This is a genomic window from Nonomuraea sp. NPDC050547 (genome assembly GCF_044457345.1).
Lineage (GTDB): Bacteria > Actinomycetota > Actinomycetes > Streptosporangiales > Streptosporangiaceae > Nonomuraea.
On sequence record NZ_JBITGW010000022.1, the window covers coordinates 21,417 to 46,660 of the forward strand.

The 25,244-nt window shown below is 70.6% G+C and carries 22 protein-coding genes; 12 read left to right on the forward strand and 10 right to left on the reverse strand.

Annotated features, from left to right (window positions below; translation table 11 throughout):
* The first annotated feature begins 29 nt into the window (after positions 1–29).
* The gene (locus tag ACIBHY_RS43300) at positions 30–1,256 is read left to right on the forward strand and encodes an amidohydrolase family protein (protein ID WP_397255262.1); all 1,227 of its coding nucleotides are present in this window, start codon (positions 30–32) and stop codon (positions 1,254–1,256) included.
* Positions 1,253–2,107: an alpha/beta hydrolase gene (locus tag ACIBHY_RS43305; protein WP_397255260.1), complete on the forward strand. Its 855-nt coding sequence runs from the start codon at positions 1,253–1,255 to the stop codon at positions 2,105–2,107. Before ACIBHY_RS43300 ends, ACIBHY_RS43305 begins: the two co-directional genes overlap by 4 nt.
* Positions 2,108–2,145: 38 nt before the next feature.
* Here the strand turns inward: ACIBHY_RS43305 and ACIBHY_RS43310 are convergent, their stop codons facing one another.
* The gene (locus tag ACIBHY_RS43310; RefSeq protein WP_397255258.1) at positions 2,146–2,769 is read right to left on the reverse strand and encodes a TetR/AcrR family transcriptional regulator; all 624 of its coding nucleotides are present in this window, start codon (positions 2,767–2,769) and stop codon (positions 2,146–2,148) included.
* 52 nt (positions 2,770–2,821) lie between these two features.
* Here ACIBHY_RS43310 and ACIBHY_RS43315 point away from each other — a divergent pair, with 52 nt between their 5' ends.
* The 4 genes from ACIBHY_RS43315 to ACIBHY_RS43330 all read left to right on the forward strand — a co-directional run bounded on the left by ACIBHY_RS43315 (position 2,822) and on the right by ACIBHY_RS43330 (position 6,637).
* Positions 2,822–3,676 (forward strand): alpha/beta fold hydrolase, encoded by an 855-nt coding sequence (locus ACIBHY_RS43315; protein ID WP_397309773.1) that lies wholly within the window; start codon positions 2,822–2,824, stop codon positions 3,674–3,676.
* 36 nt (positions 3,677–3,712) lie between these two features.
* Positions 3,713–4,978 carry an MFS transporter gene (locus ACIBHY_RS43320; RefSeq protein WP_397255254.1) on the forward strand — a complete coding sequence of 422 codons (1,266 nt, stop codon included), beginning with the start codon at positions 3,713–3,715 and terminating at the stop codon, positions 4,976–4,978.
* Between the two features lie 201 nt (positions 4,979–5,179).
* Entirely contained in the window at positions 5,180–6,004 is an 825-nt protein-coding gene (locus ACIBHY_RS43325; protein WP_397309774.1) for a DUF899 family protein, read from the forward strand.
* Between the two features lie 144 nt (positions 6,005–6,148).
* Positions 6,149–6,637, forward strand: a complete 489-nt coding sequence (locus ACIBHY_RS43330) for a nuclear transport factor 2 family protein (protein ID WP_397309775.1) — start codon at positions 6,149–6,151, stop codon at positions 6,635–6,637.
* A 162-nt stretch (positions 6,638–6,799) separates the two neighbouring features.
* Here the strand turns inward: ACIBHY_RS43330 and ACIBHY_RS43335 are convergent, their stop codons facing one another.
* The 3 genes from ACIBHY_RS43335 to ACIBHY_RS43345 all read right to left on the reverse strand — a co-directional run bounded on the left by ACIBHY_RS43335 (position 6,800) and on the right by ACIBHY_RS43345 (position 11,495).
* Positions 6,800–7,207, reverse strand: coding sequence for a YciI family protein (locus ACIBHY_RS43335; RefSeq protein ID WP_397309776.1), 408 nt, complete (start codon positions 7,205–7,207; stop codon positions 6,800–6,802).
* An 81-nt stretch (positions 7,208–7,288) separates the two neighbouring features.
* Positions 7,289–10,018, reverse strand: coding sequence for an AAA family ATPase (locus ACIBHY_RS43340; RefSeq protein WP_397309777.1), 2,730 nt, complete (start codon positions 10,016–10,018; stop codon positions 7,289–7,291).
* 166 nt (positions 10,019–10,184) lie between these two features.
* Positions 10,185–11,495, reverse strand: a complete 1,311-nt coding sequence (locus ACIBHY_RS43345; protein ID WP_397309778.1) for a S41 family peptidase — start codon at positions 11,493–11,495, stop codon at positions 10,185–10,187.
* A gap of 225 nt (positions 11,496–11,720) precedes the next feature.
* Here ACIBHY_RS43345 and ACIBHY_RS43350 point away from each other — a divergent pair, with 225 nt between their 5' ends.
* The 3 genes from ACIBHY_RS43350 to ACIBHY_RS43360 all read left to right on the forward strand — a co-directional run bounded on the left by ACIBHY_RS43350 (position 11,721) and on the right by ACIBHY_RS43360 (position 14,349).
* Positions 11,721–12,053, forward strand: a complete 333-nt coding sequence (locus ACIBHY_RS43350) for an ArsR/SmtB family transcription factor (RefSeq protein ID WP_397255242.1) — start codon at positions 11,721–11,723, stop codon at positions 12,051–12,053.
* Complete coding sequence (locus ACIBHY_RS43355) at positions 12,050–12,298, forward strand: hypothetical protein (RefSeq protein WP_397255240.1); 249 nt, start codon at positions 12,050–12,052, stop codon at positions 12,296–12,298. The genes ACIBHY_RS43350 and ACIBHY_RS43355 overlap by 4 nt, the downstream gene beginning before the upstream one ends.
* A 122-nt stretch (positions 12,299–12,420) precedes the next feature.
* Positions 12,421–14,349 (forward strand): serine hydrolase, encoded by a 1,929-nt coding sequence (locus ACIBHY_RS43360; protein WP_397255238.1) that lies wholly within the window; start codon positions 12,421–12,423, stop codon positions 14,347–14,349.
* Positions 14,350–14,430: 81 nt separating this feature from the next.
* On the opposite strand, the gene ACIBHY_RS43365 is transcribed toward ACIBHY_RS43360, so the two are convergent.
* From ACIBHY_RS43365 to ACIBHY_RS43375, 3 genes are all read right to left on the reverse strand, one after another.
* Complete coding sequence (locus ACIBHY_RS43365; protein WP_397255236.1) at positions 14,431–14,838, reverse strand: RICIN domain-containing protein; 408 nt, start codon at positions 14,836–14,838, stop codon at positions 14,431–14,433.
* Positions 14,839–15,034: 196 nt separating this feature from the next.
* The gene (locus ACIBHY_RS43370) at positions 15,035–18,469 is read right to left on the reverse strand and encodes a hypothetical protein (protein WP_397309779.1); all 3,435 of its coding nucleotides are present in this window, start codon (positions 18,467–18,469) and stop codon (positions 15,035–15,037) included.
* 15 nt (positions 18,470–18,484) lie between these two features.
* Positions 18,485–19,432 carry a LysR substrate-binding domain-containing protein gene (locus ACIBHY_RS43375; RefSeq protein WP_397309781.1) on the reverse strand — a complete coding sequence of 316 codons (948 nt, stop codon included), beginning with the start codon at positions 19,430–19,432 and terminating at the stop codon, positions 18,485–18,487.
* A gap of 176 nt (positions 19,433–19,608) precedes the next feature.
* Here ACIBHY_RS43375 and ACIBHY_RS43380 point away from each other — a divergent pair, with 176 nt between their 5' ends.
* Entirely contained in the window at positions 19,609–19,914 is a 306-nt protein-coding gene (locus ACIBHY_RS43380) for a DUF1330 domain-containing protein (protein ID WP_397309782.1), read from the forward strand.
* Positions 19,915–20,097: 183 nt separating this feature from the next.
* On the opposite strand, the gene ACIBHY_RS43385 is transcribed toward ACIBHY_RS43380, so the two are convergent.
* Both ACIBHY_RS43385 and ACIBHY_RS43390 read right to left on the reverse strand, forming a co-directional pair.
* Positions 20,098–20,460: a nuclear transport factor 2 family protein gene (locus tag ACIBHY_RS43385; RefSeq protein ID WP_397255228.1), complete on the reverse strand. Its 363-nt coding sequence runs from the start codon at positions 20,458–20,460 to the stop codon at positions 20,098–20,100.
* 122 nt (positions 20,461–20,582) lie between these two features.
* The gene (locus ACIBHY_RS43390; RefSeq protein WP_397255226.1) at positions 20,583–22,073 is read right to left on the reverse strand and encodes a carboxylesterase/lipase family protein; all 1,491 of its coding nucleotides are present in this window, start codon (positions 22,071–22,073) and stop codon (positions 20,583–20,585) included.
* A gap of 96 nt (positions 22,074–22,169) precedes the next feature.
* Here ACIBHY_RS43390 and ACIBHY_RS43395 point away from each other — a divergent pair, with 96 nt between their 5' ends.
* A complete protein-coding gene (locus ACIBHY_RS43395) occupies positions 22,170–22,769 on the forward strand; it encodes a TetR/AcrR family transcriptional regulator (protein WP_397255224.1) in 600 nt (199 codons plus the stop codon).
* 118 nt (positions 22,770–22,887) lie between these two features.
* On the opposite strand, the gene ACIBHY_RS43400 is transcribed toward ACIBHY_RS43395, so the two are convergent.
* Positions 22,888–24,372 carry an MFS transporter gene (locus ACIBHY_RS43400; RefSeq protein WP_397309783.1) on the reverse strand — a complete coding sequence of 495 codons (1,485 nt, stop codon included), beginning with the start codon at positions 24,370–24,372 and terminating at the stop codon, positions 22,888–22,890.
* 147 nt (positions 24,373–24,519) lie between these two features.
* Here ACIBHY_RS43400 and ACIBHY_RS43405 point away from each other — a divergent pair, with 147 nt between their 5' ends.
* On the forward strand, positions 24,520–25,134 hold the full coding sequence (locus ACIBHY_RS43405; protein WP_397255220.1) for a TetR/AcrR family transcriptional regulator: 615 nt from the start codon (positions 24,520–24,522) through the stop codon (positions 25,132–25,134).
* The last annotated feature ends 110 nt before the right edge of the window (positions 25,135–25,244 follow it).

A 25,244-nucleotide genomic window follows, 5' to 3' on the forward strand; every position in this document is an offset into this window, starting at 1 on the left:
CGGCTCGCAACAGCGGAGGGAAACGATTCGTGGGACGGTTTCAGATAGCCGGCGCGACGGTCGCCGACGGGTCGGGTCGCGACCCCGTCGACGCCACCGTCACCGTCGAAGACGGGCGGATCACCCAGCTTGGCGCCCCCAGCGCACACGGCGAGCGCCTCGACGCCGGCGGACTGACGATGACGCCCGGCCTGATCGACGCCCACGTTCACCTGGGCCTGTCCAGCCCGATCCAGCCGCAGTTCTCGTTTCAGCTCAGTGCCGCCGAGATCGCGGCCGACATCTTCGCCACCGCCGGCGCGACGCTCGACGCCGGCTTCACCACCGTCCGGGACACCGGCGGAATCGACGGCGGCGTCGTCACCACGATCGCGAAGGGCAAGGTCAGAGGACCGCGCGTCCTGTCATGCGGACCAGTGCAGTGCCAGACCGGCGGACACGGCTACTACGGAGCCGACTGGGAACCCACCGAACTGTGGAACAGCCACCACCTCCCGGGCCTGTGCGCCCTGTCCATGATGTCGGGCAACGCGGACGAGCTGCGAGGCAACGTGCGCGAGGCCTTCCGCCGCGGAGCCTCCTTCCTGAAGCTCTGCGTGACCGGCGGAGTGGTCGGCGCCCACGACCGGCTGAGCGACACCCAGTTCACCGTGGAAGAGATCGCCGTCGCCGTCCAGGAAGCCGCGGCACGCGGCACCTATGTGACCGTTCACGCCCACAACAACGACGGCATCCGCAACGCGGTCGAGGCCGGGGCGCGCTGCGTCGAGCACGGCACCGACCTCGACGAGTCCACGGCCACCCTGATGGCCACGCGCGGGGTCGCCCTGGTGCCCACGTTCGCCGTAGTCGAGCAGTTGCTGCGCGACCCCGCTGAAGCCGGCCTCGGCGAGTCGGCTCGCGACCGGGTGACGGGGGTCCGCGAGCGGATGACGCGGGCGCTCGCCGTCGCCAAGGAGGCCGGAGTGCGGGTCGGGCTGGGCTCCGATCTCATCGGCCCGGCTCAGGACCGCCGAGGCGAAGAACTCAGGTTGCGCGCGCAGCTCGAGACGCCGATGGACGCCCTCGTGGCCGCCACGAAGACCAACGCCGAGATCCTCGGCCTGTCCGGCCAGGTGGGGGTCATCGCCCCCGGCATGCAGGCAGACCTCGTGCTCTGGAACGGCAGGCCGTACGAAGACCCGAAGCTCTTCGCCGACCCCGCCAACGCCATCGTCGTCATCCAGGCCGGACGCGTCGTGAAGGACCTGCGATGAGCGCCATGTGGCAGGGCTGCCTCGCCGACACCGACTACTTCGAGATGCGTTCCGGCGGCGGGCACGACTACGGCCTCTGGGTCACCACGCCACCGCGATACGACCCCGCCACGACGCGGGCGCCTGTCGTGTACGTGCTCGACGGCAACTGGGCCGTGGGCATGACGGCTCCCCTCATCGTCACCCAGATGGACCCTATGCAACGCATCCAGCCCTACATCCAGGTCAGCGTCGGCTACGCGGGCGAGCAGGCACAGCACTGGGCACGGCTGCGCAACCGAGACCTCGTGCCACCCGGAGAACCCATCGCCCAAGAGTTCGTCGACGCCGTGGAGAAGGGCTTCCGAGCGGGCGCGACGACACGTGAGGAAGCCGACGCCTACCTCGCCGAACTCCGTGACACCCGCGCCGACGCCTTCCTGAGCTTCCTCACCGCGGAACTGCACCCACGCATCGAACACGACTACGGCACAGCCACCAGCGGCCACGGCCTGTTCGGCTACTCCTACGGCGGCCTCTTCAGCCTCTACACCTGGCTCACCGGCAACACGCTCTTCGAAAGCATCGGAGCGGGCAGTCCCGGCATCGCCGGCACGGACAGCCAGATCTTCACCCAGCTCAACGAGATGGGCGACCGCCCGCGTGCCGCCCAACTCCACGTGACCTTCAACGACCAAGAACTCCTCGGAGATCTGGCCATCTACCAAAGCATCACCAAGAACACAGCCACCCTCCTCCACCGCCTCACCACACGCGACGTGGCCGTCACCAGCGCGATCCTGCACGAAACACACGTAACCGGCCTGCAGGCCTCGTTCCTCAGCTACCTCAGGACCTGCCGCTCCCTGTAAGCGCGAACGACTCGGCCGCATCGCCGGCCCCGGTCGTCTCAGGTCTTCTGGAACGCTTGGGTGAGCGCCTCGATGAGTGGGCGGATGATGGCCACCATGTCACGCCGAGCGGCGTCCGGTTCGGGGGCGGCACCGACGTAGAGTGCCGCTTCGTCCGCCACCGCCAGCAGAAGGTGCGCGAGGGGCCGGACCGGGAGCGGCAGAAGCACACCGTCGCGTACCCCTTGGGCGAGGACTTGCTCGATCAACCCCAGCACGTTGGCCTGGCAGATGGCGCGCCAGCGCACCCAGCCCAGCACCGACGGCCCGTCGAGCAGTACGATCCGCTGCACGTCGGGCTGTTGGCAGGCTTCGAGCCAGCCTTCGGCGCTGCGCATCATCAACGAAACGAAGTCACCGGGAGCGTCCGCGTCGGCGAACATCTCGGCGGCGAGCCGCTTGGTGATCTCGCCCTCGACCTCCGTGAGTACCGCGGCGAACAGCTCGGTCTTGTCGCCGAACTGGTGATAGAGCGCGCCCCGGCTCACGCCCGCCTCGCTGACGATCGTCTCCGTGCCGACTCCGGCGAATCCATGCTCGGCGAACAGCCTCCTGCCGGCGGCGATCAGGGCGGTCCGCGTCGCGGCCGTGCGGTCTGCTTGCGTGCGGCGAGAAACTTGCATACAGTCTGTTCCTAAGTTTACATACAGGTTGTATCTATCTGAGGATAGTCCCATGACAACGATCGACCTGCCACAGGGCTCCGTCAGCTATCGCGTCGCGGGCCCGGCGAACTCGACCGCACCTCCGGTGGTCTTCGTCCACGCGTTCCTCGTCGACGGCTCGGTCTGGTCCGGCGTCGCCGACCACCTCGCCGAGCAAGGCATCCGTTCCTACGCGCCCGACTGGCCGCTCGGAGCCCATCGCACACCCCTGCGAGCCGACGCCGACCAGTCTCCGCGCGGCGTCGCCCGGCAGATCCTGGCCTTCCTCGAGGCCCTCGACCTGCGCGACGTCACGCTGGTGGGCAACGACACGGGCGGCGCGCTGAGTCAGTTCCTGCTCGACATCGACGCCGGCCGGATCGGCGGGCTCATACTCACGAACTGCGACGCCTTCGACACCTTCCCGCCCTTCCCCTACAACATCGTCTTCCGTCTCCTCCGCGGCGAGCTCCGGATGCGCCTCAACATGCAGCCGATGCGGTTACGGGCCTTCCGCCACTCACCCCTCGGGCTCGGTCTGCTCGCCAACAAGCTGGATCCAGTCCAAACCAGGGCATGGATCGAGCCGAGCCTGCGGAGCGAGAAGATCCGCCGGGACGCGGTGCGATTCCTGCGAGCCGTCGATCCGAAGGACCTGCTCGACGTCTCCACCCGCCTGAAGGACTTCACGGGACCGGTGCGGATCGTCTGGGGCGCCGCCGACCGTGCCTTCAAGCCCGCACTCGGCCGACGTCTGCAACGCGCGTTTCGCGACGCCTCACTCGTCGAGATCCCTGGCGTACGGACCTTCGTGCACCTCGACGCCCCAGAGGTGCTCGCCGAGCACATCGTCGCCCTGTCATCGGCCCGGTCGGCACAGGACTGATGACCAGACCGCTCACTCGCCGAGGAGAAAGAGACCATGTCCCCAAGCAAGGCGAGCGGGTTACGGCTCTTACGCGACAATGCGGGATTTCGCTCGCTGTGGTCGGCACGGGTCGTCTCGGTAGGCGGTGACGCGCTCAGCCTCGTCGCGCTGATGCTCCACGTCGCCGAGACCACGGGGCAGGCGATCGCGGTGTCGCTTCTGCTGCTCGTCGGCGACTTCGTTCCCTCACTGCTCAGCCCGATCGCCGGCGCGATCAGCGACCGCTTCGATCTCAAGCGGGTGATGATCGCATGTGAGCTGGCTCAGGGCATGGTGCTCCTGCTCATCGCTCTGTCGTTGCCGCCGCTTCCCCTGCTGCTGGTGCTGGTCGGGCTGCGCGCGATCGCGGGACAGGTGTTCCTGCCCGCCTCCCGCGCGGCGATACCCGGGCTGGTCCGGGACAAGGATCTGGAGACCGCCAACGCCACGCTGGGCTTCGGCACCAACACGGCCGAGGCGCTCGGACCGCTGGCCGCGGCCGCGCTCTTTCCCTTCGTCGGAATACGGGGCGTGCTCCTGGTCGACGCCGTCTCCTTCCTGCTCGCCGGCGCAGTCCTGCTCACGCTGCGCTCGCTTCCCCCCGCGCCCTCCCCGGAGGGAACAAAGACCTCGCTCCTGGGGGACGCGAAGTCCGGGCTCGGCTACATCAGGTCAGCCAAGGTGGTCCGGGTCATCGCCCTGGGCTTCTGCGCCATCGTGGCCTTCAACGGAGTGGACGACGTCGCTCTGGTCCTCCTGGCCACCGAATCCTTCGCGGCCGGCCAGTCGGCGGTCGGCCTGCTTCTCGGCGCCGTCGGCATCGGCCTGCTCTTCGGATACGCCCTGACGGCCCGCTACAGCGCTCGAACATCCCTGGTGACGCTGCTGCTGGCCGGCTTCGCGGTGAACAGCGCCGGCAACCTCCTCACGGGGCTGGCCTGGGCCGTCGCCGCCGCGTTCATGACCCAGTTCGTCCGCGGATTCGGTATCGCGGCGATGGACGTGGCCACCAACACCATGCTGCAGCGCCTGGTCCCCCAAGGAATGCTCGGCAGAGTCTTCGGCAACCTCTACGGAGCGATCGGAGTAGCCGCCGCACTTTCCTACCTGGCGGGCGGGTTCCTGCTGGACGCCACCTCCGCACCGGCGACACTTCTCATCGCGGGTGGCGGCGGCCTGCTGGCCACCGTGCTCGTCGCTTTCGCGCTGCCAAGAGCGTTGCGCGAGCACACCTCCGACTCCGATCCCGACGGCACCGAGACGCGAAGAGCCACGCGGTGACGGTCCCCCGCGTCCGCCTTGGCGCAGGCATGTCGCGCCGCCTCGGCCGGACTCGTCCCGCCGGCCACCCTGCTCACCGACCACGGCGGCGCAGCTCCAAGGTTTCCCTTTCGGGGCCTCCTGGGGACGATGGACTGAGGGTTCGGTTCGATCTCCCGGGGAGGCGCCACGCACGGTCACGACCGCATCCAGGAGACGATCATGAACGATGACGCGAAGAACAACGGCATCTCTGCCCTGCCGCCGGTCGTCGACCGGGACACCTGGCAGGCCGGCATAGATGCGCTGCGGGTTCGGGAGAAGGCCCACACCCGCGAAGGTGACGCGATCGCGGCGGCCCGCCGGCGCCTGCCCATGGTGGAGGTGGATACCGGCCTTGAGCTGATCGGGCCGAAGGGGCCGGTGACCCTGCTGGGCGCGTTCGAAGGACGTCGGCAGCTCATCGCCTACTACTTCATGTGGTGGCCCGGCCGGCCCGCGCCCGAGCAGTGCGAGGGCTGCACGTTGTTCCTCAGCCAGGTCGGCGAACTGTCCTACCTGCACTCCCGTGACATCACCTACGCGGTGTTCAGCCAGGGCCGCAACACCGCGTTCGGCCCGGCCGACGCCCAGGCGTCCTACGACGAAAGCGTCCGCTATCGCGACTTCATGGGCTGGGACATGCCGTGGTACTCGGCACAGCCGTCCCTTGACGCGCTCCTCGTCGGCCGCGAACTCGGCCTGATGCACCTCGTGTGCTACGTGCGGGAGGGCGACCGCGTCTTCGAGACCTACTGGACGTCGCGGCGCGGCGTGGAGGCCATGGACTACAGCTACACGCTCATGGACCTCACCGTGTACGGGCGCCAGGAGCCCTGGGAGGACTCGCCCTCCGGCTGGCCGCAACCGCAGGTCGACAGGGAGTCGGCACACATGCGGGCCGGCGGACGTCCCACCGCCCAGTGGCCGCGAATCCACGCCGGACACTCCGACGACCTCGGAACCGCGGAGACCGGACAGGCGCCCACGCCTCGCAACTGTCACTAATGGTGGCCTGGCACGAATGTGAGCCCCATCACGTTCGCCGGGGCGTCCCGACGCTCCGGACTCATTCGTCGATGATCTGTAGCCGCCACCGCGGGAAGAAGATCACCGTGGGCGGTCATCGCGTTCGCAGGAGAGAGGAAACCGATGAGAGATCTGCAGATCATCGCCGACCGGGTCGAGATCGAGGCGCTGCGGGGCGAACACGCCGACGCGGCGATGATCGGCGACTACGACCGTTTCGTGTCGCTGTTCACCGGAGACGCGGTGTGGCGGATCCCCCCGGCCAATGTCGAGTTCATCGGCCGGAAGGAGATCCGGGCCGGTATCGAACGGCTGCAGGATGCGTGGGAGTTCTGGGTGCAGAACGTGCATCCGGGCACGATCCACTTCGATGGCGACATCGCGACCGGCCGGGAATCCATCTTCGAGATCGGTCGCCAGCGCGACGGCAGGTCGGTCGTCATGTACGGCTTCTTCCACGACCGCTACCGGCGCACCCCGGATGGCTGGAAGTTCACCGAGCGCGTCCTGGAGCCCCAATACCTCGACACCACTGCGCTGACGGGTTCGCCTCATGTGACCTGGGAAAGCCCAGAGGCCGCGAACACCCCCTCCGCGGAAGAAGCCCGATAGCCCAAGCGCGGTGCCGATGGTGGTCCGGTTACCGGGCAGGCAGCGGACCACGGTGAGCCCCGGCGACGACGCCGACCGCGCGCATCATGCGGCCCCGGTCCAGGCCCAGGTTGGTGACCGCTGCTCATCGTCAGCGTGCGGCGCCCCGGCGTCGACGGGTCGTCAGGCGGGGGGCGCCTCCTGGAGGGCACGCACCTCGATCCTGCTGCGCAGCGCCCGCGAGGCCTGCTTGGTCCATTCGATCGCGACGTCGTCGTTTTCGGCCTCGATGATCCAGAAGCCGCCGAGATACTCCTTGGCCTCCACGAAGGGGCCTTGCGTGAGTACGGGGCTGTCGCCGGAGTAGTCCACCGTGGTCGCGCTGGACGGCGGCTGCAGGCCTCCGGCGGACACGAACGCACCCGCCTCCTGAAGGGCGGTGTTGAACGCATCGACCTCCGCGATCATCTGCTGCAACTCCGCAGGGTCCATGCCCTCCATCGTCGGCTCCTCGGCGGAGTCGTGGGGGAGGCTCAGAAAGTACTGCGTCATTGTCGTCTCCTCGTCATTGGCGTTACGGCCGATGGCCACGGTGTGAACGCTATGCGGGGGCTCCCCCGTGACGCATCGGTCATCGTGACCGATGTCGGGGAAGCCGATGACTGACGTTACTTACCGGTGCTGCGGCTGGACGAGGCCGGTCAGCTCGGCGCGGCCGGTGACGCCGAGTTTCGGATACGCCTTGTAGAGGTGGTGACCGACGGTCCGCGGGCTGAGGAACAGCTGTGCGGCGATCTCTTTGTTGGTGTGGCCGGTGGCGGCCAGCCGTACAACCTGCAATTCCTGGGGTGTGAGCAGGGTGAGGGGGCCGCTGCGCTGCGGCTCGTCGCCCCGCTCACCGAAGGCTGCCAGCTCGCCGCGCGCACGCTCGGCCCAGAGCGGCGCGCCGAGGCGCTCGAACGCGGACACCGCCGCCGCGAGATGGGCGCGGGCCTCGGTACGGCGGCGCCGGCGGCGCAGCCATTCCCCGTAGACCAGCTGGGTACGGGCGTGCTCGTAGGGGCCGCCGTGCCCCTCGTGGAGCCGCAGTGCCCCGGTGTACAGCGCCTCGGCGTCGCCGTCGCCGGCCAGCAAGGCCCGGCAGCGTAGTTCGAGCCCGGTGGCGACCGGGCGGTCGACGTGCTCGGCCCAGTGGCGGAACGCCGCCAGCGGTCCGTGGGCGCGATCCGGCATGCCGCCGCGCACGGCCGCCTCCACCAGATCCGGCACCGCCCGGACCAGGAGGTCGCGGCTCGCCGGTCCCCGGGACACCAGCTCGAGCCGGTCGTACGCTTCCCCGAACCGCCGGGCGGAAAGGTCGAGCATGCCCAGACCCCAGGCCGCGATCTCGGCGTTGACCCGGTGCCGGGCTCGGGCCCGCGGGAGCACCTCCTCGGCAAGGGCCCGGCAGCGTGCCTCGTCACCCGATACGGCGTGGAGCCACACCTCCACCGACCGGTGCGCCAGGCTCTCGGTCGTGTTCCCGAGCTCGTCGCTCACGGACACGCCTTCCGCCACACACGCGCGGGCGTCCGCGAACTCGCCGCGCAACAGCCGCGCCACCGCGAGCACGTTCAGGGTGTACGGGACCCACCCCAGCGCCCCGTTGGCCCGCACCTCGGCCAGCATGTCCTCGGTACCGGTGACGACGCTGTCGTCGTCGGCGATCATGAGCCCGCCGAACCCGGTCGTGATCTGGTGCGTCAGGTCGTTCCCGGCGCCGCGGGTGGCGGCGTGGAGAGCGCGCATCGGGCCGACGGCCTGCTCCGGGCGTCCGGCGAAGAGTTCCGCCCACCCGAGAAGGGCGGCGACCACGGGTGCCCAGTGCTCCGGCGGGGTGAACCCGCGCATCAGATCCGCCGCACGCTCCAGGAGGTCGTGCGCCGCTCCGTGCCGGGCCGCGTGCACAGCCTCGTAGAGGGTGAGCACGGCGCGCTCCGGATCGCTGTCGCGCACCAACGCGGCGGCCTCGAGCGTCAGCTCCGCATCGGCCCGCGGCGAGGTGCGTTCGTACTCCACCGCGCCACGGGTATAGATGGCCGCCGCCCGGATGCCGGGGTCGGTGGTGAGCGAGAGCGCCTCGGCCGCCAGCCGGGCGGCGCGGTCGGCCTTGCCGGCGTCGAACGCGGCCTGGCTGGCCCGGGCGATACGCCGGGCCTTCAGCTCCCGGTCGGCACTGAGCCGACCGGCGCGGTCGTAGGCGGCGCACACCGCCATCGCGCCGCCCCGGTGCCAGGCCCGCTCCGCCGCGTCCTCCAGTTCGGCGGCCACGGCCTCGTCGGGGGTGATGGTGGCGGCGGCGAGGTGCCAGGCCCGGCGGTCGGCATCGGCGTCCCCGCGCAGCGCCTCGGCGTACGCGCGATGTACCTCGATCCGCCGGTGCAGCGGCGCGTCCTGATAGGCCGCCGCCCGTACCAAGGGGTGGCGGAACGTGATCCGGCTGTCGATCCAGACGAGCCGGTCGCGTTCGGCGGGCTCCAGGTCGCCGGCGGTGCCGCCGAGGGATTCGATCACGTGCAAGGTCGTCGCGAGAGGCGCCGCCAGGTCGGCCGCCGCCACCAGAAGCGCGCGCTGGGCGGGCTCGGGAAGCCCCGCGATCTGGTGACGGAATGTCTCCTGTACGCGGCGGGTCACCGGCAGCGGGCCGACCTGCTCGGCCGGATCGGCATCGTCCGCCGCGAGCCGCGACGACCCGAGCTCGATGATCGCCAGAGGATTGCCGCCGGACTCCGCGAGGACCCGGGTACGCACCGGCTCGATGAGTTCCGGTGCGTGCTCGTCGAGCAGCCGGGCGGCATCGGGCGCGGCGAGGCCGGGCAGATCCACGACCTCGACGCCCGCGATGTCGAACGGCATCGCCGTATCGCGCAGCGCGAACAGCACCGCGATCGGATCGGCCACGAAGCGGCGGGCAGCGAACAGCAGCGCCTCCACCGAACCCTGGTCGAGCCATTGCAGGTCATCGATCACGCACAGCAGCGGGGCCTTCTCGGCCAGATCGGCGAGCAACGACAGGGTGCCGGCGGAGATCAGGAACCGGTTGGCCTCGTCTCCCTCCGACAGGCCGAAGGCGCAACGCAGTGCCCTGGCCTGGGGAGCGGGCAGGGCGTCCAGCCGATCCACGTGAGGAAACAACAGGTGGTGCAGGCCGCCGTACGCCAGCTCGGAGTCAGACTCGACCCCCGCTACGCGGACCACGCGCATGCCGCCCTCTTCGGCGATCGACACAGCGTGCTCGAGAAGAACCGACTTCCCGATACCCGCCGCGCCCCGTAGCCCCAGGACGCCGCTGCGTTCGTCGCGCGCATTCGCCAGCAGGCGGTGAATGCGCGCTTGCTCGCCCTCCCTGCCCACCAGTGACATGTGTTGCTCCTAGCCAAGCCGCTGCCGCGTGTACGGATGTGTCGGGGCGGGGGGTGTTGCAGACGAGGCGGCGTGTCATGAGCGTAGTCCACGAAGGCGGTCACCTGCGTGTGCTCGTCCCCGGGGGCGTCATCGCGAGGAGTCGCCCCGCGGCTCGGAAGAGGCGTCAAAGGAGCGTCAGTGCCTTGGCCACGCCCGGATCGCGCCCGGTGGCCAGGTCGAGGGCGGTCATGGGGGCGTAGTGGTCGACCGGCACGCCGATCGTGTCGATGGTTTCACGGGCGGGCCCGAGGTGCCGGACCTTGGGCAGCAGCAGGATGCTGCCGTCGTTGAGGCGATAGCCTTCGGCGGGGCCGGAGACGGCTCCGGCGGTGCGGGTTCCGATGAGGGTGCCCAGGTTGTTGTCCTTGACGGCCGCGCTGAAGTCCTCGCAGGCCGAGGCACATCCCCGGTCGGTGAGGACGATGAGGCGCGAGCCGAGCAGCGGGACGGTGTCGTCGGTCCGGTTGGGCACGCAGTCGCCCTTGAACGGGCAGAAGTAGCTGGTGATCTTGCCGTGTGCGAACGCGCCGAGCAGCCGCGTCACCTCGCGGGGTGACCCGCCGCCGTTGCCGCGCAGATCGAGGACCACCGCTTCCGGCTTGCCCCGCAGCTTGGCGATGACCTGGTCGGCGGCGCCTTCGAAGAATCCGGGCAGCTGGACGTGGACGGCGCCGCCGGGAAGCGTCGTCGACGTCACCGCCGGAGGCTGCCTCGTGATGGGCCCCTCCCCGAGGTCGAGGGTGCGGGTCCGTCCCGTCGTGGGGCGCTTGAGCGTGAGCTTCACCGGATTGGTGGCGAACGCTTCGACGATGCTCTGGTTCACGGTGTTCCCGATGAACGCGGGCACGCCGTTGGCCTTGACGATGATGTCACCGGGTCTTATGCCGGCCTTGGCGGCGGGGCTGCCGGGCAGGACGCTGGTGATGAACAAGGGCGGCTTGGCCGCCGGGTCGAGTTGCCGGCCCTGCTGGGCAGATATGCCCACGATGCCCGTTCCGATCGGCTTGTCCTCCGATGGTGGAGCCGGCCTGACCCAGCGGGCGTGGTTGTCGTGCAGTCCGGCGACCATCGCGGTGATCGCGGCGCGCAGCGCGGACACGTCACCGGCGCCGAGGACTTTCGCGAAGGCGGCCCAGTCGGTGTCGCGGTTCCCGGTCAGCTCGGGCAGCTGGAGGTCGCTCCGATCGGCGTCGCGCCGCATCAGGTCCTGGGTGTAGGCGGCGAAGGCGCTCTTCAGCAGTGCCTTCGAATCCATGGCCGGACCGCTGTAGTAGTGGTCCAGCACGCAGAGGTACGCCTGCCGGAGCGTGTTCACCGAGGTCGGCGGCGCCGATTCCGAAGGTGGCGCGGTGGCGGGGGCGCAACCCCCGGCCGGGGCGGGCGCGGACAGGGAGCAGGCCGTCACCAGGACGGCCGCGCAGATGGCTCTGATCATGGCCGCCAGCGTGGCCTGAAGCCGGTTTCACGGTCGTGAACGGATCCGTTACGCCGGTGAAACCCCGGTCCGGGTACGAACGTCGCCTGGTGGCCGAGGACGAACGCGACCAGGCCGATCTCGTGCGGCATCGGCGACCGGTCGCCTGCGCCAGCGGTTGACGCCTGCACTTGCACCTGTAAGATTCGACTAACAGGTGCAAGATAGGATCTTTCTAAGGACGACATGTCGACCAGCGAAGAGTTGCTCAGCCTGCTCAGCGCGGTCGGGCACCCTCTGCGGTTGCGGATCCTGGCCGAGCTGGCCGGTGGTCGCGTCCATGTCAGCGAGCTGGCTCGCCGGATCGGGATGTCCCGTGCGCTGCTCTACATGCATCTGGAGCGGCTGGAGAAGGCGAAGCTGATCGAGGGGCAGCTGGAGCTGTCGGCCGACGGCAAGGCGATGAAGTACATCGAGCTGCTGCCCTTCGAGCTCACCCTGACGATCGACACCGTTCTCGCGGCTCTGCGCGCGGACGACGAGGAAGGACCCCACCAGGTGCAGGAGACCCCGCAGTGATCGACATCGGTTCCATCGTGATCCCCATCGTGGTCGTACTGATTCTGTTCAGCGCCATCACGGCGTGCCTGGCGTTCTACTTCCGGTTCGAGCGGCACCGCACCGAGGTGCTGACGGCCGAGATGGCCAGGTATCGCGACATGGCCGAGCGGGCCGTACAGCAGCAGAGTGAGGTGCAGGCCAGGCTTGGCGAGCTGACGGAGAGAGTCGCCGCGATGGAGACGATCCTGCGCAGCGTCGACTGACGAACCTGAGACAGAAGTCCGGGGGCGAGCGGCAACTCACCCCCGGACCGCGGAACCGCACGACCACGCCGTGACGGCGTGCCTTTGACGCGTACGTGCTCCCACAGAAAGGAGAGCAGCTCATGCTGCTCCAACGCAAACCCTCTCGCCGGCGTGCCCTGATCTCTTCACTTGGCGTCGCCGTTCCGCTCCTCATGGTGAGCGCGCCCGCCGCCGCGACGGTCGCCGACCCCGCCCAGTCCGTACGGCGGTTCGCCGACGCCTCCATGCTCCGGCAGCTGAAGGAGCACCAGATCCCCGGCGGGGCGATCGCCGTCGTGGCGGGCGGCCGCCAGGTGTTCGCCCAGGGCTACGGCGTCGCCGAGGTGGAGACCGGCCGTCCCGTGGACGCCGGGCAGACCGTCTTCGCCCCCGCCTCAGTGGCCAAGCTGATCACCGCCACCGCGGTCATGCAGCTCGTCGAACGAGGCCGGATCGACCTGAAGGCGGACGTCAACCAGTACCTCACCGCATTCAAGATCGACGACGCCTATCCGGGCCGGCCCGTCACCATGGCCAACCTCCTGACCCACACCGCCGGGTTCGCCGGCGGCGACTTCGGCACCGGCGCGGCCACGGCCCAGGACGTTCACCGGCTCGGCGACCACCTCGCCGACCACCAGCCACCCAGGATCCGCCCGCCCGGCGCCAGGGCCGTCTACTCCAACTACGGGATGGGCCTGGCCGGCTACCTGGTCGAGGTCCGTTCGGGCATGCCCTTCCACCAGTACGTACAGGAGAACATCTTCCGCCCGCTCGGCATGACGCACTCCTCCATGGCTCAGCCCGAGCCGGGCCACATCGCCCGGGCGCTGGCACCCGGCTACCGCTTGCAGGACGGTCGCCAGATCCGGGCAGAAGGCACCAAGTACGGGCACATGCCACCGCACGGCGCCGGATTCCGCTCCACCGCCACCGACATGGCCGCCTTCATGCTGGCCCAGCTGACCGGCGGCGGCACGATACTCAAGCCGGACAGCGTCCGCCTCATGCAGAGCCGCCACTTCGGCAACGCCGAGGGCACGGCCGGCCAGGGATACGGCTTCCAGGAGTACACCAGGAACGGCCGGCGCCTGCTCGTCCACCGCGGCAACATCCCCGGATACTTCGCGATCATGGCGCTGATCCCCGAGCGGCACATGGGCGTTTACGCCTCCTTCAACGGCACCGGCAAGGGCGGACCCGACTCCGCCTGGTCCCTGGTCAACGCCTTCGCCGACCGCTTCGCCCCGGCCCCCGCCCCGGAGCCCGGCGCGCCGGGCCCGCTGCCCGACGTCACCCGGTTCACCGGCAGTTACCGTACGGCCCTGGCCGCCGACATGACCGATCTCGGCAAGCTCAGCTCGCTCACCGGCGTGGTGACGGTGAGCGCCGCCGGCGACGGCACCCTGACCACCACCGGCGCGGTCGCGCACGGCCCCACCGAGAGCCGGCAATGGACGCAGATCGCCCCCGGCCTGTTCCGCGAGAAGAACGGCTACCGGACGATCCGGTTCCGCGAAGACGGCCTCCTGGCCACGGAGAACCCGGTCGGGCCCCTCGAACGCCTGGCCTGGTACCAATCGCCCACCCTGCATCTCGGCATGCTCGGCGTCAGCCTGACCGTCCTGCTGCTGTCAGTGGTGGCCTGGCCCCTCACCCGCGCCGTACGCTCCACCCGCCGCCGCCTCGCGCCCCAGGGACGAGGCGCGACCGGCGCGCCGCGCCTGGCCGGGCTGCCGGGCTGGATCACGGCGGCGCTCGTCACGGCCTCCGCCGGATCCCTCGCGGCGATGTTCGCCGACTTCGACGCCAACCAGGCCGACTTCTTCCTCGGCGGCAGCCCGCTGTTCACGGCCATCACCACCCTGCCCCTGCTCGCCGCGGCCGCGACCGCCACGACGCTGGCGACCACCACGCTCGCCTGGTTCAAGGGCTGGTGGAGCCCGGTCGGACGCATCCACCACACCGCCGTCGCCCTCGCCGCGCTCGCCTACCTGAGTGTGGTCGCCGCCTACAACCTGATCGGCTGACCCGGCCGCCGGCGTCGAGGCCACGCCGTACCATCTGCGGACAGATCGATCGACGCGATGGTTCGGGCAGGTGACCTGCTGCTACCAGTAGGTCACGTTCCACCGTTGCGAGGGAGTGGCGACGCAGGTTCCGGGCGTCACGTGTGCCCCCTCCACAGCGATAGCGGGACTCAGGCACTCGATGCTGCCCGTACTCGTGGTGCGAATGAAGAAGTTCTGGTGCGTCCAATGCTGGATGCGATGATCGATGCAGCGCTGCAGCTCGGCCAGGCGGACGCCGGTGCCCGTGGTGACAGCGGCCAGGCAGTAGCTGCTGGGGAGGTGGATGAGCCACCCGCCGTTCCACCAGCCCCACCTCTGCCCGGGGTCTGCGCTGTGGCAACGGCCCAGGTAGACGTCCCCACCGAGGTTGCCGGTGGTGTCAAGGCACAACCCCAGCTCCTCATGGTTGGCGATCTTGAACGGTCCGGGGGTGCCGGGAGGATACACGGCGCTGAAACCTTCACTGCTTGGACTCGCTGACGCGCTTGCCACGCTGCCGAGGAGAAGCAGGGGCGCTGCCAGGACGGTCATTGCCAGCCGGAGCCGGAACATCGCTGATCCCCTTCGATGAGGAGGCCCGAAATGAACTGCCTGCGTGCTCTGCCAATAACAGGATGCACGCCCTGGCGAAGGTTGTCGCCATTCAGGGCAAACGACCAAGGCGCTGGGCCGCGTACGGGTCTCCGGCGTCGGCCCGCGCCCGCAACTCATGCGTCAGCCCCTGCTCGTCCAGAACCCTGGCCAGCTCGGACGCGGCGGACGCGTCTCCCGCCGCGGCACGTGCCCGCAACTCCTCGACGTTGCCCTCGACGCCCAGGAGCCTGGCGAGCTCCTTGGAGGCGTACCAGTCGTCGGCATCGGCCCGCCTGCGCAGCAGCCCCAGCGCCTCATCCAGACGTTCGGCACCGATCAGCAGTTTGACCAGCCGGTCCACCGGGCCACCCGCGTGTGCGCTGCCGCCTCTCGCGGCGACGACCTCTTGCAGGAAGTCGATGGCGTCCCCGGCCTGTCCCCCCTCGATCATCAGATCGATCAGCCTGGTCGTGGCGCTCCAGTTTCCCGCGTCGGACTCCGCCTTCAGCTCGTCGAGGCGTCCGTGCTCGGCGAGCAGGCGGGCCACCTGCTGGTCCGCGTTGGGGCCGTACAAGGAGTCGAAACGGGTCCGCAGGAGGTCGATCGCCTCATCCAGGCGTCCGTGGGCGGCGAGCAGGTTGGCCAGTTGCCCGGTCACGTGCTGGGCGTCGGCGCTGGAAGGGGCGACACGGGCGTCCAGGAACGTGATCGCCTCTTCGACGTGTCCCAGTGCGACCAGCCGTTCGGCCGTGGTGGCGTTGGCCATCGCGCCTCTCGGCTCCGCGTAGTCCTCCAGGATCGGCATCAGCGTCTGGATCCGGCCCCGTTCCATCAGCATGTCGATCAGCTGGTCGGCCGCTTGGCGATCGCCGTCGTCGGCGCGGGCCCGCAGAACGGTGACGGCCTCGTCGACGCGGTCCTGCGCGGCCAGCGTCTTGGCCAGCAGGCGATCGACCATGCGCCAACCGGCCTCGGACAGGGCGCGTAACTCCTCGACCCGGCCCTGCTCCGCCAGCAGCCTCGCCAAGGCGGCGACGGCGCCCCCGTCGCCTGCCTCGGCGCGCGTGCGGAGTTCCTCGTGCCGCCCCTGCTCGGCCAGTAGTTTGGCGAGCGCCCAGGCGGCGTCCCGATCACCGGCATCGCCCAGGATCCGCAACTCGTCGAGCCGGCCCTGAGCCTCCAGAAGTTTTACCAGCTCACGGCGTGCGTTCCAGTCCCCGGCCTCGGCTCTGGCGCGTAACTCGGACACGAGTCCTTGTTCGGCCAGCAGCGGGACCAGATCGGCGGCGGCGTAGTCGTCGCCCGCGTCGGCGTGCTTCCGCAGGATGGCAGTGGCCTCGCCGATCTTGCCCTGCTTTCGCAAGAGGTCGACCAGGAAACCGCGGGCGAAGCGGTCACCTTGGTCCGTGCGGGCGCGTAGTTCGTCGATGTGGCCCCGCGCGCCCAGGAGTCGCGCCAGCTCCAGCCGGGCCCGCGGGCCTCCCAGTTTGGCGCGGCCGCGCAGGTGATCGAGGTGGGAGGCGTCGGCGAGATGGTCCTGGAGCAGGGCGTGCCGGAACTGCCAGGCGGATCCGGCCTGGCGCAGCATCTGGCGCTGGTGCGCGTCCTCGACGAAGGCCCACAACCGCCAGGGCAGCTTGCCGCAGGCCGCCAGGAACAGGTGGATGATCCGGAACCTGGTCCAGGTCCACCATCCGGCGGCGAGGCCCGCGGCGCCCGCGTACACCAGTGCCGCGATTCCCGACACGGCGGCCACCTGTCCGAGCGGTCCCGTCACCAGGGCCCCGAGCGCGAAGGCCGGGCCGCCGATCAGCGCGTGCCGGACGGCGGCCAGTACGGCGTTGCGGTGGTTGGCGCGGAAGGTCAGCCGTGGTGTGGGGTGTTCGGTACGCGCGGCCGTCCACGGCAGCACGACGGTGGCCAGCGTGGCGGCGGGAACGGCGATCAAGGCCGCCGCCCACGCGTCCGCCACGAACCCCGCGGCCAGGCCGAACACGATCCCGAACCCGGCCGCGCGCCTTCGCCTGCGGGCCCGCTCGGTCCGCGCCGTGCGATAGCGCCACCGTACGTACGGCGGGTACGTGTCCGGCCATAACGGGCGGAACGTCCGGGCGGCGGCGAACCCGATCGCCAGACACCCCGCCAGCGCCGCCCGCAGACCGGCGAAACCGCCCACCGCTGCCACCAGGCCCGCCCCGGCCACGAGCATGGCCACCATCGCCCGCCCGGTCTCGGCGAGATTGGGGTATTTGGGAGTGGGACTGACCGTCAGCTGCCACCACCACCAGTCGCGCAGGCGGGTCTCTCGCAGCTGGTACGCCAGCCGCCCCAGCCAGCGCGCCGCGTGCTCCGGCCGGTTGCGGCTCCGGCGACGTCCCGGACGGCTTCGGTATTCGGCGGCGACGAACCCGTCCATGAGCGTGGCCGCGATCTCGCTCCGGTCGGTCATCGCGATCAGCCGGTCGGGATCGGTGCTCGTGGCCTGAAAGGCGGCGCGGGCCAGCCAGACCATGAAGGGCGTGGACAACACCGTGGCCAGCACCCCGTCGGGCTGCGCGCGCAGGTGCTCGAACACCCGCTGCCAGCGGGCGCGGGATGGAGCCGGATGGGACAGGAAGGCGATGGCCTCCTCGACGCCCACCGGCTCGATCTCGACGACCGCCGCCATGGACAGCACCGGGCCGCCGGCCGTGATCGCCTGCTCGTACTCCTCGCCCCTGCAGGTGAGGACCAGCGGCCTGCCGGCCGCGGCCAGCAGGTCCAGTTCCCGCACCGCCCGTACGTACGCCGCCACCGGCAACTCGTCCAGCCCGTCGAGCACCGGCAGCACCCGGCCCGCCTCGACCAGCTCACGCGCCCAGGCCGGGCCGTCGCCGTCCCGTACGGTCAGAAGGTCGTAGTCCTCATCCAGGCGCCGGATCACGAACTCCTCGACCGACTCCAGCGCGGGGTTCCACGAGGAGATCGGGAGCAGCACCGGCACGGTCCCGCCCGCCGCGGCCTCCTTCAGCAGGCCCAGGGTGAGCAGCATCGCCAGCACGCTCTTACCCGCCCCCGGCTCGCCCAGCACGACCAGCTGCCGATGCGGCAGGGCGCGAAAGGCGGCCACCGTCTCCCGCGCCGTCCCCGTCAGTGGCAGCAACTCCCAGCTCGCGCCGCTGTCGTCGTCGATCACCAGTTCCCGTCCAGCCGCGACCGGCCGTCCGGTGCTCGACCAGCGCACCTGCAAAGGCACCGGGTGCACGTGCCGCCGGGCCGCCTCGGCCGTCCACTGCCTGCGCACCTCCCCGGCCAGCCGGGTCGCCACCGCGTCCGGCGACGTCGGCGCCGGCGGCGGCCGGCTCACCCGCCGCGCCACCACGGCACCGGCCCCTGCCAGCCCCATGGCGATGGCGATCCAGGGCCCGCTCCAGACGCCGTCGTTGAGTATCTGGTTACCAGCCACGGCGACGGCGACCGGCATCACCACCGACGCCACCCACCACAGCCCGGCCCGCAGCCTCATACCCACATAGTCGCGTCAGCCGGGCGGACCGTAACACCCCGTCCCGGCGGCGCGCCCGGGACCATCGGCAAGCCAGTGCAGCTCGTGCGCCAGGGTTGTGGCGACGGCACGGAGGCGGCGGTGTAGCGGCGACTGCTCGCGTGGGAGGACCAGGTGAATCGTCAGGCTGGGCGCGCCCCGCAGCGGCCGCCAGGTGAGACCGGGCGGTTGTGCCGTGGCCGCGGCTTCTCCGGCCGGGGCGAGGGTGATCCCGTCGCGCAGGTCGCGCTGAGACATGTCGAAGGAGACCGCGGGCGTGTGGAATCGGGGGTGTGGTCGGGTGTCTCGGAACAGTGCGGACAGCTGATCGTGGATCACGGGGTTGGCCTCCCGGTCCGGGAGTCGCAGCGGGTACGCGGCCGCGTCGGCGATCTCGATCTCCGGGTGTTCGGCCAGCGGATGGTGCTCCGCCAGCTGGACCCCGACGCGCATACGCCGCAACAGGAACCGGCGCACGTCACGGCCCGGCTGTTCACCGCGGGTGATCCCGGCATCGATGCGGCCGTCGGCGACCGCGGGGGTGATCTCCGGTGTCGCCATCGGGACCGCGCCGACCTCGAGTCCGCTGTTGCCGCGAATCAGCCTGTCCACCAGGGCCGGTACCGTCTCGGACCCGGCGCTGAGGCTGTATCCGATGCGCAGCGTGCCCAGTTCACCGGCCGCCGCGCTCCGGGCGGCGTCCCATGCCCGGTCCAGCGCCGCCAGCGCCGGTGGCGCGGACTCCGCCAAAGCCACACCGGCCGTGGTCAACACGACGCTACGCGTGTTGCGGACCAGCAGGTCCGTACCGAGTTCCGCCTCCAATCGGCGCATCCGGGCGCTGAGTGCGGGCTGCGCGATGCCGATCCGTGCGGCCGCGCGGGTGAAGTTCAGCTCCTGTGCCAGCACCAGGAAGTAGCGCAGGCTGACCGTATCCGGCGCCACGTGCCCTCCCTGCCGATTGATAACGATCCGTTCTGAGTCTAGCCCGTACCGATCTTTCCCTCGGCCGCACATCAAGCCCTAACCTGCGCATATGACGATGGAACCCGTCGCCGGGATCGATCGATCTGAGTGTCCATTCGAAGTCGGACGCGTCCGGCCCAACACAGGAGGTTTGCATGGCCAAGGGCTACTGGGTCAGTGTCTACCCCGCCAACACCGACCTTGAGAGGCTGACCGCCTACGACAAGCTGGCCGGTCAGGCTGTCCAGGCAGGGGGCGGGCGCAACCTGGCCTTGCTCCCGTCCCGTGGCGGTCGAGTCGTCGCCCACGAGGCCGGGATCACGCAGCGCGTCGTTCTGATCGAGTTCGACAGCTTTGAACAGGCCGTCGCGGCATACGAGAGCGAGGCGTACCAGAAGGCGCTGGTGGCCCTCCCCGACGACTTCCAGCGCGACTTCCGCATCATCGAAGGCATCGACTGACCGGCGGTCCCAGCCATCGCCGAGTATCCCGCGCCCGATGTCGGCACCGATCCCTCCGGCTTCGATCCGTTCGTGCGCAGGCCGGAGCCGGGGTACCAAGATCCAGTTCTTGATCTTGCCGGGATGGTCGAGCCTCGCCGGCGACCATCTGGCCGCCGGTCGTCGGGCAACGTGTCGGCTGTGTCAATCGGTCGTGCCGGCGTGCACGGCGATGATTCGCCAGCCGTGCGGCTCGCCGTACAGCCACGTACGGGTGTAGCGCATCCTGGCCGCGAACGGCGCGCCGTTGACGGTCCCTTCGATGGTGCCGAGAAACCACGTCACCCCGGTGTGCCCATCGGCGAGCACGGTCAACTCCTCCTCGGCCACCTTCGTCACCACCTGCGCCCGGGTGCGGTGCAGCTCCAGGTCGTCCGCCTTGGTCGCAACGTTCCCGCCGAAGGTGAAGATCAGCCGATCGTCCAGCAGCCGATCCAGCGCCTCGACATCTCCAGCCAGCTGAGCGGCCTGGAGCCGGCGCTCGGCGTCCCGCAAGTCCTCCATCATGAGGTCCACCCTCCCAGCCTGCGCCGATTCCGCGCCAGGACGTTCACGCTCGGCTGATCCCCACGGGGACTCCGATCGTCGGTGAGGGGCGGCGTCGCGGTCGTGGGAGCCGAGCCGGACGATTACGAGAGATCGAAGGGGGCGGGGGCGTGGCCTTCCCAGATCTGGCGCGATGCCTGCTCGGGGTAGGGCAGAGTCTTCGACTCGGTATCCAGGACGCGGGTGAGGTGTTCGCCGGGCCGGTGGGCCGGCCAGCCCGCGTCGCCGGTGGTGACGAAGCGGACCCATACCTCCTGGAGTTCGCGGGAGAGCGCGACGGCCTCGGGAGTGGGCTCCTCGCCGATGAGCTGGGCGCCGACGGGGCTGTCCAGCGTGCCGAACGCCAGGGGCACGTCGAGGCTGTGGCAGGCGCCCAGGATGCCGCCGAGGGCCGGGGCGACCCAGCACAGTTCGAACAGGTACGAGGTGCCGCCGGCCGCGGTGTTCGCCTCGGCCAGCTTCTGTGACGGCATGCGGAAGAGGGCGTCGGAGTACACCGTCTCCACCAGCTCCTCCGGGCCTGCCTGCGGGAACGCGGCACGGTAGGCCCGCGCGCCGTCCGGCCGCGGGGCGAGCAGTTCCAGGGCGGCGTGGGCGTCCTCCTCGGTGAAGGTGCCGTACCGGCCGCTCATGACGCTGAAGAACCGGAATTCGTCCCGGGCGTGGCCGACGAGCAGTTCGGTCCCGCTCGCGCGCGCGCCGGTCAGCGCGGGCCAGGGCGTTTCCGTGAGAACCTCGCCGTCGACGACGGGGCACAGCGCGGTGCCGGCCTCCGTGAGGCGTCCCCAGCTCTCCCGGTACGCGTGAAGGCCGGCGTTGAAGGAGGTGAGCTCGGCGGCCAGGCGCCATGGGTCGATGTCGCGCAGGGCCTCGGCGGTGGGGGCCGCGGCGCCGACCCGGTCCGCGAACGTGGCGGTGACCCGCCGTGCCAGCGCGGGGGTGCTGTACAGCCCCGGCACCGAGTGGGCCATGGCCCGCCGGAACAGTCCGCGCGCGGACTTCATCGTCAGGAGGGCGGCGACCGACCCCGCCCCGGCGGACACCCCGGCCACGGTGACCTGGCCGGGGTCGCCTCCGAAGGCGGCGATGTTGCGCTGCACCCACTCCAGCGCCGCGATCTGGTCGAGGAATCCGCGGTTGGGCGGCACGTCGTCGAGGAACGCGAATCCCTCCGCTCCCACGCGGCAGTTGATCGTCACCACGACGATTCCCGCCTCGGCCAGCGCTGCCGGGTCGAACATCGGGTCGCTCGACGCCGCCGAGAGGTAGCCGCCCACGGGGATCCACACCAGCACCGGCAGTCCGGCCGCGCCGGGATCCGGAGTGCCGACGTTGAGCGTCAGCCAGTCGGGACCCTGCGGGGGCACCTCGATCGGCAGGGACAGCGGCACCACGGGGCCGAACTCGACCGCCTGCCTCGTCCCCTCCCAGCGGTGGGGCGGCGCGGGCGCGGCGAAGCGGAGCGCTCCGACCGGGGGCTGGGCGTAGGGGATGCCGCGGAACACCGCGTGCCCCTGCCGTCTGAGCCCCTGCACCACGCCTTCCGTGGTCCGTACCTTCGGCTGCTCGGACATGACGATTCCTTCCCTCGAGTGGACCCCAACATTACGGGTCAGGTGTATTATGTCAACTGTATTGAACCAGTCCGGGGTACGAGCGAGGAGCCGGCGATGCCGAAACAGGTGGATCACCGCGGACGCCGCGAAGCGATCGCCCGCGCGCTGTGGCGGGTGGTGGAGCAGCGCGGCGTCACACAGCTGACGATGCGCGTGGTGGCGCAGGAGGCGGGCATGTCACTCGGGCAGCTGCAGCACTACTTCGCCTCCCGCACCGCCATGCTCTCCTTCGCCATGGACTTCGCCTCCGAGCGGACCGCGGCGCGCGTACACCAGGGGCTGGAAAAGCTCGGTGACCGCCCGCACCCCCGTGACGTGCTGCGACTGACGCTCGCGGAAATGCTCCCCCTGCATGCCGACGCCCGCGCGACCAGCCGGATGAGCGCCGCCTACGCCCTGGAGGCGCTGCACGACGAGGCCGTGCACGAGCAGGCGCGGCGCGGCCTCGTCCAGGGGCGGGACCTCGTCGAGCGGTTGGTCCGCCAGGCGATCGCCGACGGGCACATCGACCCCGGCCGCGACCCGGCGACCGAGACCAACCTGCTCCTCGCCCTCACCGGCTTCACCTCCCTGATCGAACTCGACGTGATCGAGCCCAAGGACGCGCTCGCCGCGATCGACGTGCACCTGGACCGGCTGTTCAGGAGTACGTGACCTGGCCCCCCGGCCAGGGGGGCAGGTGGGGAGTCGGGCACGGATGAGGGCACGGAATGGAGCGCGCCGAGGATCACGACCCGGTCGTCGGGCAGGCGGAATCGTGGTCGATGGGGTGTCAGGCGTCCTGGGGGACGGTGTCGTTGACGGGAGTGGCCGCCCGGACGCCGGCGGCGCGTCGGGTGCGGACGAACCCCCAGCCGACGAGGGCCGCCGCGACGAGGGTGAGGGTGAGGCCGGCGATGGTGACGGCCTGGTGGAACTCGGCGGTCTGCCTCGGGCCCCAGGGGGACGCGGTGAGGTCGCCGGTGAACAGGAGGGCGAGGATGGTGCCGGTGACGGCGATGCCGGTACCGGTGGCGACCTGGCTTGCGGTGTCGACGAGCGCGGTGCCGATGGTGGTGCGGTTGCCGGGCAGGCCGCGGACCACGTTGAGCCCGGCGACGACGCCGACCACGCGCATCCCGGCCGCCACGAGGACGAGCGCGAGCGCGACCCACGGGTAGCCGAACCGGCCGAGCAGGCCGTGGACGGCGAGTCCGGACACGACCGCCGCGGCGCTGATCCACGCGGCCCGGTCCAGGCCGACGCGCCGTACGAACGGGTTGACGAACGGGCTGCCCGCGATGAGGACGACGACCTGCGGCAGCATCCCGAGGGCGGCCAGTGCGGGGGTCCAGCCCCAGTCGAGCTGTAGTTGCAGCGTCACCAGATAGGTGAGCCCGGCGGTCGCCAGACCGGTGGCGGCCTTGTAGGCCAGGCCGCTGGAGACCAGGGGCAGGGCGAGGAGCTTCAGGTCGAGCAGCGGGTGGCGGGCCAGGCGTTCGCGCAGGACGAAGCAGGTCACCGACGCGGCGGCCCCGGCGGTCACCGCCCAGGGCGCCCAGGAGCCGGCGCCCTGGTCCACGAACAGCGTCGGCGCGAGGAGCGTGAGCACGATCGCCGCCGTGCCCAGCAGCATCCCGGGGACGTCGAGGGGGTCGTGGTGGAGCCCGGCCGGGTCGTCGGCGGCGATGCCGTACCGCACGCAGAAGAAGGCGAGCGCGGCGATCGGCACGTTCACCAGCAGCAGGACCTGCCACGGCGCGACCGCCAGCACCATGCCGCCCGCGGTCGGGCCGATCGCGAGCCCGACCAGGCCGACGGTCGAGATGAGGGTCAGCGCGCGCACGCGCAGGCCGTCCTCGTCGAACAGCCGGAACGCCAGCGCCATCGACCCCGGGGTGGTCATCGCGGCGGCGACCCCCATCGTCGCCCGGACGGCGATCAGCTGCGCGGGAGTGGTGACCACGGCGGTCGCCAGGCTCGCCACGCCGAGCAGGACGAGCCCGATCAGCATGATCCGCCGCCGGCCGAACCGGTCGGCGACCGCGCCGAAGGCGAGCATCAGTCCGCCGAACACGACCGCGTAGGCGCCGGTCACCCACTGCAACGCGGTGGCCGAGGCGTGCAGGTCGCGGCCGATCACGGGCAGCGCGACGTTCAGGATGGAGTTGTCCAGCATCTCGAAGAGGAACACCGCCGACAGCCCCGCCAGCGCGACCCACGCCTCCCGCAGCGATCGGGGACCACGACCGGGCCCGCCCGCACCCGGCTCATTCATGGCGGACTCCCCTCACGTCGTGATCGCGGTGGCGCGCGGCCCGCTGGAGCCCGGTCCGGTGACAATGACACATGACAGGGGTCTGTTCGAAGGACATGCGACTAGGTTATGCGACTAAGTTAAGTTGCACAAGGAAGTGAGGTCGGGATGCCCAGGACCAGTGCGCGAGGCGGACCGCGGACGCGTGCGAAGATTTCGGAGGTCGCGACCCGGCTGTTCCTGGAACGCGGATTCGACACGGTCACGGTCACCGAGGTCGCGCGGGAGGCCGGGGTCTCGGCCGTGACGGTCTTCAAGCACTTCCCGCGCAAGGAGGACCTCCTGCTGGACCGCCAGGTCGACGCCGTCGAGCTCCTGCGCGCGGCGGTACGCGAGCGTGCCCCGGACGCCGGAGTGCTCCAGTCCCTGCGCGACATGGCGTTCGGTCTTCTTGAGGAACGGCATGCCCTGTCCGGGCTCAAGGACGGGTCCCTCCCCTTCTTCCGGACCGTCGTGGCCTCGCCGGCGCTGGTCGCCCGCGCCAGGGAGATCGCATTCGATCTCCAGCAGACGCTCGCCGGCGAACTCGACCGCGACCCGGCCTTCGACGGCGACGCCCCGCTGCTCGCCGCCTTCTTCGTGGCCGGCTACTCCACGGTGCTGGTGGAGACCGCCCGGCGCCTGATCGCCGGAGAAGCGGCCGACACCGTCGCGGACGACCACCGCGCCCGGCTGGAGCGCCTGTTCGACGCCCTCGGCAGCGGAGTCGCGCCCCAGCCCTGAGGCTCACCCCGCGCCGGGGCCTGTTGCCGAGGAGGGGTCCCACGCGGCGTCGTGGGGGTGAGCACACCGCAGCCTTCTCTCTCCTCGGCTCCGCCGTTGGCGCGAAAGCC